This is a genomic window from Streptomyces sp. NPDC017202 (assembly GCF_044331705.1).
Lineage (GTDB): Bacteria > Actinomycetota > Actinomycetes > Streptomycetales > Streptomycetaceae > Streptomyces.
Genome location: NZ_JBIRNP010000010.1, coordinates 196303 through 208488, shown reverse-complemented (window position 1 = coordinate 208488; position 12186 = coordinate 196303). Strand labels below are relative to the sequence as shown.

The following is a 12186-nucleotide window of genomic DNA, read 5'->3' as shown; positions in this document are numbered from 1 at the left end:
TACCATCGTCCTTATGGCTACGGAAGACGCGGTGCGTGAAGCACTGGCGACGGTGAACGACCCCGAGATCAACCGCCCCATCACCGAACTCGGGATGGTCAAGTCGGTGGACGTCGGGGCGGACGGGGCGGTCGCGGTCACCGTGTACCTGACTGTCTCCGGCTGCCCGATGCGCGAGACGATCACGCAACGCGTCACCGAGGCGGTCTCCGGCGTGGACGGCGTCACGCGGGTCGACGTGACGCTGGACGTGATGAGCGACGAGCAGCGCAAGGAGCTGGCCGCCGCGCTGCGCGGCGGCCAGACCGAGCGCGAGGTGCCCTTCGCCAAGCCGGGCTCGCTCACGCGCGTGTACGCGGTCGCGTCCGGCAAGGGCGGCGTCGGCAAGTCCTCGGTGACGGTGAACCTGGCGGCGGCGATGGCGGCCGACGGCCTGAAGGTGGGCGTCGTCGACGCCGACATCTACGGCCACAGCGTGCCGCGCATGCTGGGCGCGGAGGGCCGCCCCACCCAGGTCGAGAACATGATCATGCCGCCGTCGGCGAACGGCGTGAAGGTCATCTCGATCGGCATGTTCACCCCCGGCAACGCCCCGGTCGTCTGGCGCGGCCCGATGCTGCACCGCGCGCTCCAGCAGTTCCTGGCCGACGTGTACTGGGGCGACCTGGACGTCCTGCTGCTGGACCTCCCGCCGGGCACCGGCGACATCGCGATCTCGGTGGCCCAGCTGGTCCCGAACGCGGAGATCCTGGTCGTCACCACGCCCCAGCAGGCCGCCGCCGAGGTGGCCGAGCGCGCGGGCTCCATCGCCGTCCAGACCCACCAGAAGATCGTCGGCGTCGTCGAGAACATGTCCGGGCTGCCCTGCCCGCACTGCGACGAGATGGTCGACGTCTTCGGCACCGGCGGCGGCCAGAGCGTCGCGGACGGTCTGACCCGCACGACGGGCGCCTCGGTGCCGGTCCTCGGCTCCATCCCCATCGACGTCCGCCTGCGCGAGGGCGGCGACGAGGGCAGGCCGGTCGTCCTCACCGACCCGGACTCCCCGGCGGGCTCCGCCCTGCGGGCCATCGCGGGCAAGCTGGGCGGCCGTCAGCGCGGCCTGTCGGGCCTGTCCCTCGGCATCACCCCGAAGAACAAGTTCTGACCCCTCGTCCGCACACGATCTCCGAACCTTCGTACGACTTTCGTACGACGCCGGGGGCGCCGTCCGTCAGGACCGCGCCCCCGTCGTCGTCACCGCGGCTACGCGTACTGCGCGATGTCCTTGATCACGGCGAAGCCGAGCCCGTACGCGCTCATGCCTCTCCCGTACGCCCCCACGTGCGCTCCTTCCCGGGTCGAGCCGGCCAGCACCCAGCCGAACTCGGACTCGCGGTAGTGGAAGGGGGTCGGCACGCCGTCGACCGGCAGGGACAGCGTGGACCAGTCCGGACCGGACAGGTCGTCGGCGAGCACCCACGCCGTCTCGGTCTGCTGCTCCAGCCAGTCGTCGCGCAGGCTGTGGTCCATCTGGCCCGGCCAGGTGAAGGACAGCAGCCCCACTCCCGCCAGCCAGGCCGCCGAGGACACCGAGGTGGCCTCCAGCAGCCCCGTGCCGTCCGCGCTGCGCCGGTCCGGGTGCGCGGCGACGGTCACGACGACCGCGAACTTCCCGCGGTCCTCCCCCGCCGTCTCGTGCCGCACGGAGGGCTCGTCACCGTGCCCGATCGAACCGTGCTCGACGGCACCGTCGGCCGCCGTGCCGACCTGCATCAGCCAGCGCGGTCCTGTGAAGGCCTCGTCGAGGCCGTACCAGGGGAACGGCGCCTCCAGGTACCCGTCGACCGTGCGCCGGGCGGAGGGGACCTGTTGTCCGCCCTCCGCGGCCGGCGCCTGCACGACTGCCCGACTCGTCGTCTCCATGTGCCCGGACGCCTCCTCGCTCTCGCCGGACCGTACGGCCCGCCCCCCTTCGGGCGGCGTTGCCTTTTTGGGTACGGCCCGCACAACAACCAGGCAGCATAGCCACCCCGCCCTCGGCTGCGGGGAAGCCGCCCGGCACGTGGGGCGTGCGCCCCCTCACATCCGGGGGCGCTGGAGGCTCAGGTGGCGTCCGCGTCGAAGGGCGGGCGGTCGTCCTTGCCCGGCTTCTCCGGCTTCTTCGTCATGTCGATCCGGCCGCCGGACGAGCCGGACGAGGACGAGGAGGACTCCTGGTCGCGGCTGTGGACGGCGTCCGTGACCTCGGCCATCTCCTTCTTCAGGTCGAAGCCGTTGCGGATCTCCTTCAGCCCCAGGTCCTCGTTGTCCAGCTGCTTGCGGATGAAGGTCTTGGGGTTGAGGTCCTCGAACTCGAAGTCCTTGAACTCCGGGCCGAGTTCCTGCCGGATGTCCTGCTTGGCGCTCTCGGAGAACTCACGGATCTTCCGGATCGTGCGCATCACGTCCTGGATGACCTTCGGGAGCTTGTCCGGACCGAAGACGAGCACGGCCAGGACGATGATCGTCACCAGCTCGAGCGCACCTATGTCATTGAACACCTGAAGCTCCTTGCGATGTCCGCGGTCCTCGGTCCTCGGTGGCCTCGGCGGCCCTCGGTGGTGGGTGCGGGTCTTCCGTGGTCCGGGCCGGGTCCACGGTACCTGTCGCACCTGTCCGACCGGTACCGTCCCGAGGTGTCCGGCTGGTTGCGGGCGGCCTGTTTCCGCGTGCTCCGCCCGGTGGGGCGGCGGACGGGCGGCCGGACTGTGAGGTTTCTGTGCATCGGGCGGGGTGCCGGCCGGCTCAGCCGCTGTCGGAGGAGCCGAGCACGAGGGAGAGGGTCCGTTCCTCTCCGTCGCGTTCGACGGTCAGCTCCAGGCGGTCGCCGGGGCGGTGCGCACGGGTCTTCACGATCAGTTCCTCGCCGGAGTGGACGCGCCGGCCGTCGACCGCGGTGATGACGTCCCCGGGCCGGATGCCGGCCCGGTCGCCGGGGCCGCCGGCGGTCACCGGATCGCTCCCGCCACCGTCCTCGGTGCCGACGCGGGCGCCGTCGCCCGCGTAGTCCATGTCGAGGGTCACACCGATGACCGGATGGGTCGCCCTGCCCGTGTTGATCAGTTCCTCGGCGACGCGCTTGCCCTGATTGACCGGAATGGCGAAACCCAGGCCGATCGAACCGGCCCGGCCGCCGTCGGGACCGGTGCCGTCGGCGGCGGAGCGGATGGCCGAGTTGATGCCGACGACCTGGCCCCGGGCGTCGAGGAGGGGGCCGCCGGAGTTGCCCGGGTTGATGGGCGCGTCGGTCTGCAGGGCGTCCACGTAGGACACGTCGCTCGCGTCGCCGCTCTCGCCGCCGGCGGTGATGGGCCGTTCCTTGGCGCTGATGATGCCCGAGGTGACGGTGCCCTCCAGGTCGAAGGGGGCGCCGATGGCGACGACCGGGTCACCGACCCGGACGTTGTCGGAGTTGCCGAGGGGCAGGGGCTTCAGACCCCGCACGCCGGTCACCTTCACCACGGCCAGGTCGTACCCGCTGTCCCTGCCGACGACCTCGGCCTCGGCGGTCTGGCCGCCGTCGAAGACGACGGATATCCCGCCGCCGGACCCGGCGGGCTCGACGACATGGCTGTTGGTGAGGATGTGGCCCCGCGTGTCGAGCACGAAGCCGGTGCCGGTGCCGCCCGCCTCGCTGCCGCTCACGTGCAGGGTGACGACGCTGGGCAGGGCACGGGCGGCGATCCCGGCGACACCGTCCGCGTCCCGGTCGCCCGCTTCGACGGGGGCCTGGGGCAGCTCCACCGCCACCGTGCCGCCGTTGCGCTCCAGGTACACCCCGACGCCCCCGCCGGCCACCCCGGAGACCAGAGCCAGCAGCAGTGCCCCGCCGACCAGGGTCCGCCGCCGGCGCCGGCGCAGTTGCTCCACGCCGGCGACCGCGGCCCCGGTCTGCTGGAGTGGCCCGGCGGCCACGGGACCACCGGCCCAGGGGTCGTAGCGGCGCCACGGGTCGACGGGGGCCGTGGCGGGCGGGGCGGGCCTGGGGTGCGCCTCGGGGACCGTGACGGGGGCGCCGGGGGCGCCCGGCACGGGCTGAGGTGCGTCGGGGGCGGACGCCGGGGCGGGCGGCGCCGTGTCCGAGACCGGTGCGCCCGGCACACCGGGGACGGCAGGGGGCGAAGGGGCGTGGGGGACGCCCACGGCGGAGCCGTCGGGCGCCGTCGCCCCGGAGACGGCCGTGCCGGGGACGCCGGGCACGGCCGGTGGTGCCGGGAAGGCGCCCGTGCCGGGGATGCCGGGGGCGGGCATTCCGGGGGCGGACGGTGCCGAGGCGGGCGCGGGCCCGCCGGGCGCGGCCGGGGACGGCACGGCCGTGTCCGCGGCGGCCGTGGCGGGGGTCGATGCCGCCGCGGGGTGCTGGACGGGCGGTGCGGGCGCCCAGGGGCCGGGTTCACCGTACGGCGGGGTGCCGTAGGGGTCGGGATCGTGCAGGGGCTTGGGACGGTCGGTGGCGGCCGGGGGCCGGGACGTCGGCTCTGCCGACCCCATGGGTGACGGCGACGGCGACCCTGCGGGATCCCCCGCGGGATGGTGGGGCGCCTCGGCAGCCGCCGAGGTCGGAGCCGTGTCCGCACCGGAGGTGACGGGCTCCGGCTCCTCGGCGGCGACGGGGGGTGCCGGAGGGAGGTGGCCGGGCGTGGGGTCGCCGCCGGGGGACGGGCGGTGCCGATCCGCCACGGCCTTCTCGGCGTCCCCCGTGGGACGGGCCAGCCGGTAGTCGTCCTCGGGGGCGGGGGTCACGCCCCGCGCAGGCCCGCTCGACGGCTCGCCGGCGGTCCGCCCGGCAGGGCTCCCTCCGACCGGGTTGTCCTCGGCCGGTTCGTCCTCGGGCGGGCGCCCCGCCGTCGTGCCCGGGTCGTTGCCGTTCGTCCGCCCTGCAGGGCTTTCTGTGGGCTTGCCCTCGTTCATGCTCTCCCCGCGGTCAGGCTCGCGCTCCGCCCCGCGCCGCGTGGGCGCGGTTCACCCTGGATTCAACCAGGTCCGCGGATCAGTGGGCCTGGTGCGGCGACGGGGCGGGGGCGGAGGTGGCGTCGGGGACGGGGGCGGCGAGCAGGCCGGGGGAGGCGATCTCCGGGGTGGTGGTCCAGGAGGTCAGTGAGACCGGCGGGGTGGTGCCGAGCGGGCGTATCAGAGGGGACATGGCGGCGGCGCCGGCCATCACGGGTGTGGTCAGCCGGTGCAGCGACTGCTCGGGGTGGACCGGCGGGGACGGCACTGCGGGCAGCAGCGGGGCGGAGACCTGGGTCGGGGCGACCGGGGTCTCGGCGAACATCTGCCCGCCCTGCGCGAGCAGGGGGCCGACGCCACGGCGGCGCTGGCTCTCGGGGGTCGTCGCGGAGCCGCCGCCCGGCGTGCGGGCCGGCGTCACGTTGCTGCCGGCGCCCGCGCCGCCACGGGCGTCCGTGTCGGTCGGGACGCCGGTGTTCATGCCGCCGAGGGCGATCGCGGCCAGCGACACCGCGCCGGCGGCGACGAAGGCGAACCGCAGCCCCCGCGAACGCTCGGCGTCGGCCCGGCCGACCATGTGGACACCGAAACCGCGCCCGGTGGTGGGGGTGAGCACGGAGCCGTGGTCGCGTGCCGGGACGTAGCCGAACTCGAAGGGCTCGTCCCGTCTCGCTCCGAAGACTCCGGGCGCTCCGGGGCGGGCCCCGAATCTGTCGCCGAAGCCTCCTCCGAGCGGCGGCAGGCCGTCATGACCCGGGTCGCCTCCTGCGGGCAGCCCCTGGAGGCGTGCCAGGAAGCTCTCCGAGGGGGCGGGCGGGGCCACTTCCGCGAAGACGTTCTTCAGCCGGCGCTGGGCGTCGACCTCCGCCTTGCATTTGGAGCAGGTCGCCACGTGCGCCAGCACACGCTCGCGGGTGTCATGGCCCAGCTCGCCGTCCACGAGGGCGGAGAGCCGGTCACCGAGGTGCTGCTCGGCCGGGGTAGGACGGGTTCCACTCACGCGGTCGCGCCCCCTCCTCCCAGAACGGGGACCCGGGCCACGAACGAGCGACGCTCGGAGCGCGCCTCGGGCGAGCGGTGCGCCAGTGCCTTGCGCAGCTGCGAGCGGCCGCGGTGGATCCGCGAGCGGACCGTGCCGAGCTTGACGCCGAGGGTCGCGGCGATCTCCTCGTAGGACAGTCCCTCGATGTCGCACAGGACGACCGCGGCGCGGAACTCGGGCGCGAGGGTGTCGAGGGCCTGCTGGACGTCCGCGTCGAAGTGGGCGTCGTTGAAGATCTGCTGCGGCGTGGGTTCCTTGCTGGCCAGCCGCTCGGCCGCGTCGTCGCCGAGCGAGTCGAAGCGGATGCGCTGCTTGCGGCGGACCATGTCGAGGAAGAGGTTGGTGGTGATGCGGTGCAGCCAGCCCTCGAAGGTGCCCGGCGTGTACGTCGACAGCGAGCGGAAGACGCGGACGAAGACCTCCTGGGTGAGGTCCTCGGCGTCGTGCTGGTTGCCGGTGAGGCGGTAGGCGAGCCGGTAGACGCGGCCGCTGTGCATGCTGACGATCTCCTCCCACGTGGGCGGAGTCCACGCCTGCCCGTCCGCGTCGGTGGAGAAGGTCGCGGTCTGGGCGGGGCCGGCACCAGGGCCGGCGGCGTGACTGTGGTCAGCGGTGTCGTTCACGGATTTCGGCCTGCCTGCCGAACCGAGAAAGCGCCGCAGCGCTCCTCCCCGATCCACAGGTGCAGCCGCACCTCCCCTGTCGGCTCTGGTGGTGTCCAGCGGAGCCCCTACCATAGCCACCTCGCCCGTTAGCTCCGGATAAGCGGTTTTACGAGAATTTGATCTGGGCTGATACGGCTCATACGACTGCGTCAGCACTTGCTCGGCATCCCGTCGGTCGTCGTGATCCAACCGTGTCCCCCTCAGTCCGTCCCACCTCTTCAAACGCGCGGTCCCATCTGCGGGTTCCCGGCGCCAACGGATACAGTCACGCCCAGGCAACCACGGGGACAGGAGAGGGTCATTACCGGCAACCGGCAGACGAGCTGGGCGTTCGCCGACGCCTATGTCGCCGAGGACGACGCACTGCTGTGGGCCCGTGACCGGGCCCGCGAAGCGGGGCTGCGCTCGGTGTCGCCCAGCACGGGCGCCGCGCTGCGGTTGCTCGCCGCCACCGTGGACGCCAAGGCGGTCGCGGAGATCGGTACCGGTACCGGCGTCTCGGGGATCCACCTGCTGCACGGCATGCGTCCGGACGGCGTCCTGACGACCGTCGACCTCGAACCGGAGCACCAGCAGTTCGCCCGGCAGGCCTTCCGGGCCTGCGGGTTCGCCAGCAACCGGGCGCGCTTCATCCCCGGCAGCGCGCTGGACGTCCTGCCGCGGCTCGCGGACGCCGGCTACGACCTCGTCTTCTGCGACGGCGACCGGCTCGAGGTCATGGACTACCTCGCCGAATCGTTGCGTCTGCTGCGGCAGGGGGGGCTGGTGGTGTTCGAGGGCGTGTTCGCGAACGGCCGGACGATCGACTCGGGCCCGCAGCCCACCGAGGTCATCAGGGTGCGCGAGCTGCTGCGCACGGTGCACGAGAGCCAGGAGCTGGTGCCGTCGCTGCTGCCGGTGGGCGACGGCCTGCTCTGCGCGGTCAAGCGATAGCCGCACCGGCCGGAGCCCCGCGCGTCACGGCCGCCCACCCGTACGGGGCCCCGCGCGCCCGCCCGCACCACCGCCTGTGCGGCGAGCCTCCCGCGTGACCGCCCGTCCCCGCCCGTATGCCTGCCCGCCCGGTACGCCTTTCGGGTCACGGACCCCGGACGCCCTTGCGGAAACAGGTCTCCCCGGCACCCTTGAGGATGCCGGGGAGACCTGTTTCCGCAAGGGGTGTGGTCGCTTGCGCGTCAGCCGACGACCTTCTTGAGGGCGTCGCCGAGCGCGTCGGCCTCGTCAGGGGTCAGCTCGACGACGAGCCGACCGCCGCCTTCGAGCGGAACGCGCATGACGATGCCCCGCCCCTCCTTGGTCACCTCGAGCGGGCCATCGCCCGTCCGCGGCTTCATGGCCGCCATGCTCGTTCCCCTTCCTGAAACCAGCTCATCGTCAAAGCCGACGGCCCCTGAAGGGCAAGGCGCGGCCCAGCATGGGATCCACGACACCGGCATCGAACACATTGCTTCCCAGCCATTATCCCGCATCGCAGGACCCGATGACCAACATCGGTAGGCATCGCTTGGGCAACGCGCGCGAGCAAAACCACCCAATTCGGCGATGTGACTGCGATACTGCGCGCCCGCATGGACTTCCACCCACCGGAAACCGTCCGGATTTCTTTGACGCAGGTCACACGTCCCGCGCGCCCGGCGTCCTTCATGCTGTCCTTCGGAGACTGCGTACTGGTCAGTACGTCAGCCGCGACACCGGAGGGGACATTCCATGGCCGACACCGTGCTCTACGAGGTGAGCGACGGGCTCGCGACGATCACCCTGAACCGCCCGGAGGCGATGAACGCGCTGAACATCGCGACCAAGGTCGCCCTGCGGGAGGCGGTGGAGTCCGCGGCGGCCGACGACGCCGTACGGGCCGTGCTGCTGACCGCCGCGGGTGAGCGGGCCTTCTGCGTGGGCCAGGACCTCAAGGAGCACATCGGGCTGCTGATCGAGGGCTCGGGTGAAATCATGAGCACGGTCAAGGAGCACTACAACCCGGTCGTGCGGGCGCTGACCGAGGCGCCCAAGCCGGTGGTCGCCGCCGTGAACGGGGTCGCCGCCGGGGCCGGTTTCGGTTTCGCCCTGGCCGCCGACTACCGGATCGTGGCGGACACCGCGTCCTTCAACACCTCGTTCGCGGGGGTCGCGCTGACCGCCGACTCGGGCGTCTCCTGGACCCTGCCGCGCGTGGTGGGCCCCGGCCGGGCCACCGACCTGCTGCTGTTCCCCCGCAGCGTCAAGGCGCAGGAGGCGTACGAGCTGGGCATCGCCAACCGGGTCGTCCCGGCGGACGCGCTGCGCGCCGAGGCCGAGAAGGTCGCGCGGGCGCTGGCCGAGGGGCCGACGGTCGCCTACTCGGCGCTGAAGGAGGCCGTGGCGTACGGGCTCTCCCACTCGCTGGCGGAGACGCTGGCGAAGGAGGACGAGCTGCAGACTCGGGCGGGGGCCTCGGAGGACCACACGATCGCCGTGCGGGCGTTCGTGAACAAGGAGAAGCCGAAGTACCTGGGCCGCTGAGGTTCGGCGGCCGGGCGCCGCGGGGGCCGCGGGTTCGCCACGCGGTCCTCCGCGCCCCTCACGGGGCGCTTCTCGACACGCAGGCCGCCAGGTGGTCGTCCACCAGCCCGCAGGCCTGCATCAGCGCGTACGCCGTCGTCGGGCCCACGAAGCGCAGGCCCCGCTTCTTGAGCGCCTTCGACAGGGCGGTCGACTCCGGGGTGAGCGCCGGGACGTCCGCGAGGGTCTCGGGAACCGTGCGGGTCGCCGCGTCCGGGGCGTGGGACCAGATCAGTTCGTCGAGGTCGCCCGGGGACCAGCCGGCCAGCACGCGCGCGTTGGCGAGCGTGGCGTCGATCTTGGCGCGGTTGCGGATGATGCCGGTGTCGGCGAGCAGGCGGGTGCGGTCCTCGTCGGTGAAGGCGGCGACCGCGTCGATCCGGAAGTCGGCGAAGGCGGTGCGGAAGCCGGAGCGGCGGCGCAGGATCGTGATCCAGGACAGGCCGGACTGGAAGGCCTCCAGGCTGAGGCGTTCGAAGAGGGCCTGGTCGCCGTGGACCGGGCGGCCCCACTCCTCGTCGTGGTAGGTCACGTAGTCCGCCGTGGACAGGGCCCAGGGGCAGCGCGGCGCTCCGTCGGGGCCGGCGAGGGCGGCGCCGTCGCTCACTGCTGCTCCTCCCGCGCGGGCTTGTCCATGGAGACGTGCGGCTCGGGCGTCCGGGCGGCGGAGAGCGCGGACTCCAGTTCGCCGATGCGGGCGTCGCGCTCGGCGAGTTCGGCGCCGAGGCGGTTGAGGGCGTCGTCGACGTCGGCCATGCGGTAGCCGCGGGCGGCGAGCGGGAAGCGGAGCCGGTCGACGTCGGACCGGTCGACGGGACGGTCGGGGGGCAGCGGGTCGTGCAGCCGCTCGGGCGCGACCTCCGGCAGCGGACCCGTGCCCTCGCCGCCGCCCACCACGGCGAGTGTCACCGCGGCCACCACGACGGCGAGGGCGATGACCAGGAAGAAGAACATAACCATCGGTGGGTCCCCACGCTCGCTGTGCTCGTTGTCGGATGTGTCAGGCTCCGATCGTGCCATGAGGGGGTGACCGTTAGGGTCGCAGGCGGCGGATGTCAGGGACGTACGAGGAGAGGTCACAGGGGATGCTCAGGCTGGGCGGGCGGGAATTCGGCACCCACGAGCCGGTGATCATGGCGATCGTGAACCGGACTCCCGACTCCTTCTACGACCGGGGCGCGACCTTCCACGACGAGCCGGCCCTCGCGCGCGTGGAGCGGGCGGTGGCCGAGGGCGCCGCGATCATCGACATCGGCGGGGTCAAGGCCGGACCCGGCGAGGAGGTCACGGCCGGGGAGGAGGCGCGTCGCACGGTCGGTTTCGTGGCCGAGGTGCGGCGGCGTTTCCCGGAGGTCGTGATCAGCGTGGACACCTGGCGGGCCGAGGTCGGCGAGGCGGTCTGCGAGGCGGGCGCGGATCTGCTCAACGACGCCTGGGGCGGGGTCGATCCGCGGCTGGCCGAGGTCGCGGCGCGGTACGGGGCCGGGCTGGTCTGCACGCACGCGGGCGGCACGGAGCCCCGGACGCGGCCGCACCGGGTGGCGTACGACGACGTCGTGGCCGACATCCTGGAGGTGACCGTGGGGCTGGCGGAGCGGGCGGCCGGGCTGGGGGTGCCGCGGGAGTCGATCCTGATCGATCCGGGGCACGACTTCGGCAAGAACACGCGGCACAGTCTGGAGGCGACGCGGCGGCTCGGGGAGATGGTGGAGACGGGGTGGCCGGTGCTGGTGTCGCTGTCCAACAAGGACTTCGTCGGGGAGACGCTGGACCGGCCCGTCAAGGAGCGGCTGGTGGGGACGCTGGCCACCACCGCGGTGTCCGCCTGGCTGGGGGCGCAGGTGTACCGGGTGCACGAGGTCGCCGAGACGCGGCAGGTGCTGGACATGGTGGCGTCCATCGCGGGGCACCGGGAGCCGGCGGTGGCCCGGCGGGGGCTGGCGTAGTCCTCCCGCGCCCCCGCCGGCGTCAGCGACGCCCGTGGTCGGTACGCCTAGGTCCTGTCGTCAAATTCCTGCCGTCCGCCTGGAGGGCGGGCTCTGCGGCGTCAGGTGCGTGCTCTCGGCGTGCCGGGCCCTGATCCTCGTACTGGACGTACTCGGGTCAGGGCCCGGTGCGGCGAGAGTGCGTGCATGGCGCCGCGGGGCAGGCGGGAATTTGACGACAGGGCCTAGCGGCTCGTCTCCTTCGAGACCAGGGCCACCGCTTCCGCCACGTCGTCCGTGACGTGGAAGAGGAGGAGGTCCTTCTCCGAGGCCTTGCCCTGGGCGATCAGGGTGTTCTCCAGCCAGTCGACCAGGCCGCCCCAGTACTCCGTGCCGAAGAGGACGATCGGGAAGCGCGTGACCTTCTGGGTCTGGACGAGGGTGAGGGCCTCGAAGAGTTCGTCCAGGGTGCCGAGGCCGCCGGGCAGGACGACGAAGCCCTGCGCGTACTTCACGAACATCATCTTGCGGACGAAGAAGTACCGGAAGTTCAGGCCGATGTCGACGTAGGCGTTCAGACCCTGCTCGAAGGGCAGTTCGATGCCGAGGCCCACCGAGACTCCGCCCGCCTCGCTGGCACCCCTGTTGGCCGCCTCCATGGCGCCGGGGCCGCCACCGGTGATGACCGCCCAGCCGGCCTCGACCAGCGCGCGTCCGAGCCGCACGCCCGCCTCGTACTCGGGGGAGTCCACCGCCGTCCGGGCGGAGCCGAACACGCTGATGGCGGGAGGGAGTTCGGCGAGGGTGCCGAAGCCCTCGATGAACTCGGACTGGATGCGCAGGACCCGCCAGGGGTCGGTGTGGACCCAGTCGGAGGGGGCGCGCTCGTCCAGCAGCCGCTGGTCGGTGGTGCTCGTCTGCACCTGGTCCCGTCGCCGGAGGACCGGTCCCAGGCGCTGTTCCTCCGGTGGCCGCCGCCTGCCCTCCGGGTTGCCTGTAGCCATGTGAACTCCCTCCGCTTGCAGTCGTTCCACCTCAGCGTAGA

13 protein-coding genes are annotated in these 12186 nt (G+C 72.9%); 4 read left to right on the top strand and 9 right to left on the bottom strand.

Translation table 11 applies throughout. From position 1 onward, the window contains the following. Positions 1-13 precede the first annotated feature (13 nt). Entirely contained in the window at positions 14-1147 is a 1134-nt protein-coding gene (locus ACH4N1_RS21200; RefSeq protein ID WP_398099062.1) for an Mrp/NBP35 family ATP-binding protein, read from the top strand. 98 nt (positions 1148-1245) lie between these two features. On the opposite strand, the gene ACH4N1_RS21195 is transcribed toward ACH4N1_RS21200, so the two are convergent. The 5 genes from ACH4N1_RS21195 to sigE all read right to left on the bottom strand — a co-directional run bounded on the left by ACH4N1_RS21195 (position 1246) and on the right by sigE (position 6750). Beyond that, on the bottom strand, positions 1246-1905 hold the full coding sequence (locus ACH4N1_RS21195) for a hypothetical protein (protein ID WP_398099061.1): 660 nt from the start codon (positions 1903-1905) through the stop codon (positions 1246-1248). Between the two features lie 179 nt (positions 1906-2084). Next, the gene (locus ACH4N1_RS21190; RefSeq protein ID WP_398099059.1) at positions 2085-2522 is read right to left on the bottom strand and encodes a sec-independent translocase; all 438 of its coding nucleotides are present in this window, start codon (positions 2520-2522) and stop codon (positions 2085-2087) included. 244 nt (positions 2523-2766) lie between these two features. Then, on the bottom strand, positions 2767-4932 hold the full coding sequence (locus ACH4N1_RS21185; protein ID WP_398099058.1) for a trypsin-like peptidase domain-containing protein: 2166 nt from the start codon (positions 4930-4932) through the stop codon (positions 2767-2769). A gap of 79 nt (positions 4933-5011) precedes the next feature. Further along, the gene (locus ACH4N1_RS21180) at positions 5012-5971 is read right to left on the bottom strand and encodes a zf-HC2 domain-containing protein (RefSeq protein ID WP_398099057.1); all 960 of its coding nucleotides are present in this window, start codon (positions 5969-5971) and stop codon (positions 5012-5014) included. After that, the gene (gene sigE, locus ACH4N1_RS21175) at positions 5968-6750 is read right to left on the bottom strand and encodes an RNA polymerase sigma factor SigE (RefSeq protein WP_363092478.1); all 783 of its coding nucleotides are present in this window, start codon (positions 6748-6750) and stop codon (positions 5968-5970) included. Before sigE ends, ACH4N1_RS21180 begins: the two co-directional genes overlap by 4 nt. Before the next feature lie 162 nt (positions 6751-6912). On the opposite strand from sigE, the gene ACH4N1_RS21170 reads away from it, so the two are divergent. Then, a complete protein-coding gene (locus tag ACH4N1_RS21170) occupies positions 6913-7611 on the top strand; it encodes an O-methyltransferase (protein ID WP_382794185.1) in 699 nt (232 codons plus the stop codon). A gap of 242 nt (positions 7612-7853) precedes the next feature. Here the strand turns inward: ACH4N1_RS21170 and ACH4N1_RS21165 are convergent, their stop codons facing one another. After that, a complete protein-coding gene (locus ACH4N1_RS21165) occupies positions 7854-8021 on the bottom strand; it encodes a DUF3117 domain-containing protein (protein WP_003966491.1) in 168 nt (55 codons plus the stop codon). Between the two features lie 364 nt (positions 8022-8385). Between ACH4N1_RS21165 and ACH4N1_RS21160 the strand changes: the two genes are divergently transcribed. Then, on the top strand, positions 8386-9177 hold the full coding sequence (locus ACH4N1_RS21160) for an enoyl-CoA hydratase/isomerase family protein (protein ID WP_398099055.1): 792 nt from the start codon (positions 8386-8388) through the stop codon (positions 9175-9177). 58 nt (positions 9178-9235) lie between these two features. Here ACH4N1_RS21160 and ACH4N1_RS21155 read toward each other — a convergent pair whose 3' ends face one another. Next, a complete protein-coding gene (locus ACH4N1_RS21155; RefSeq protein WP_398099053.1) occupies positions 9236-9823 on the bottom strand; it encodes a DNA-3-methyladenine glycosylase I in 588 nt (195 codons plus the stop codon). Further along, entirely contained in the window at positions 9820-10176 is a 357-nt protein-coding gene (locus ACH4N1_RS21150; RefSeq protein WP_366062375.1) for a DivIVA domain-containing protein, read from the bottom strand. Before ACH4N1_RS21150 ends, ACH4N1_RS21155 begins: the two co-directional genes overlap by 4 nt. Before the next feature lie 125 nt (positions 10177-10301). Here ACH4N1_RS21150 and folP point away from each other — a divergent pair, with 125 nt between their 5' ends. Continuing rightward, positions 10302-11162, top strand: a complete 861-nt coding sequence (folP, locus tag ACH4N1_RS21145) for a dihydropteroate synthase (protein ID WP_398099051.1) — start codon at positions 10302-10304, stop codon at positions 11160-11162. Positions 11163-11386: 224 nt separating this feature from the next. On the opposite strand, the gene ACH4N1_RS21140 is transcribed toward folP, so the two are convergent. Further along, the gene (locus ACH4N1_RS21140) at positions 11387-12145 is read right to left on the bottom strand and encodes a TIGR00730 family Rossman fold protein (RefSeq protein WP_398099049.1); all 759 of its coding nucleotides are present in this window, start codon (positions 12143-12145) and stop codon (positions 11387-11389) included. Positions 12146-12186: the final 41 nt, after the last annotated feature.

Excerpts from the sequence above, each read along its gene's own strand:
- ACH4N1_RS21200 (WP_398099062.1), top strand. The coding sequence starts at position 14 with ATGGCTACGGAAGACGCGGTGCGTGAAGCACTGGCGACGGTGAACGAC.
- ACH4N1_RS21195 (WP_398099061.1), bottom strand. The coding sequence starts at position 1,905 with ATGGAGACGACGAGTCGGGCAGTCGTGCAGGCGCCGGCCGCGGAGGGC.
- ACH4N1_RS21185 (WP_398099058.1), bottom strand. The coding sequence starts at position 4,932 with ATGAACGAGGGCAAGCCCACAGAAAGCCCTGCAGGGCGGACGAACGGC.
- sigE (WP_363092478.1), bottom strand. The coding sequence starts at position 6,750 with ATGGTAGGGGCTCCGCTGGACACCACCAGAGCCGACAGGGGAGGTGCG.
- ACH4N1_RS21165 (WP_003966491.1), bottom strand. The coding sequence starts at position 8,021 with ATGGCGGCCATGAAGCCGCGGACGGGCGATGGCCCGCTCGAGGTGACC.
- ACH4N1_RS21160 (WP_398099055.1), top strand. The coding sequence starts at position 8,386 with ATGGCCGACACCGTGCTCTACGAGGTGAGCGACGGGCTCGCGACGATC.
- ACH4N1_RS21150 (WP_366062375.1), bottom strand. The coding sequence starts at position 10,176 with ATGGTTATGTTCTTCTTCCTGGTCATCGCCCTCGCCGTCGTGGTGGCC.
- folP (WP_398099051.1), top strand. The coding sequence starts at position 10,302 with ATGCTCAGGCTGGGCGGGCGGGAATTCGGCACCCACGAGCCGGTGATC.
- ACH4N1_RS21140 (WP_398099049.1), bottom strand. The coding sequence starts at position 12,145 with ATGGCTACAGGCAACCCGGAGGGCAGGCGGCGGCCACCGGAGGAACAG.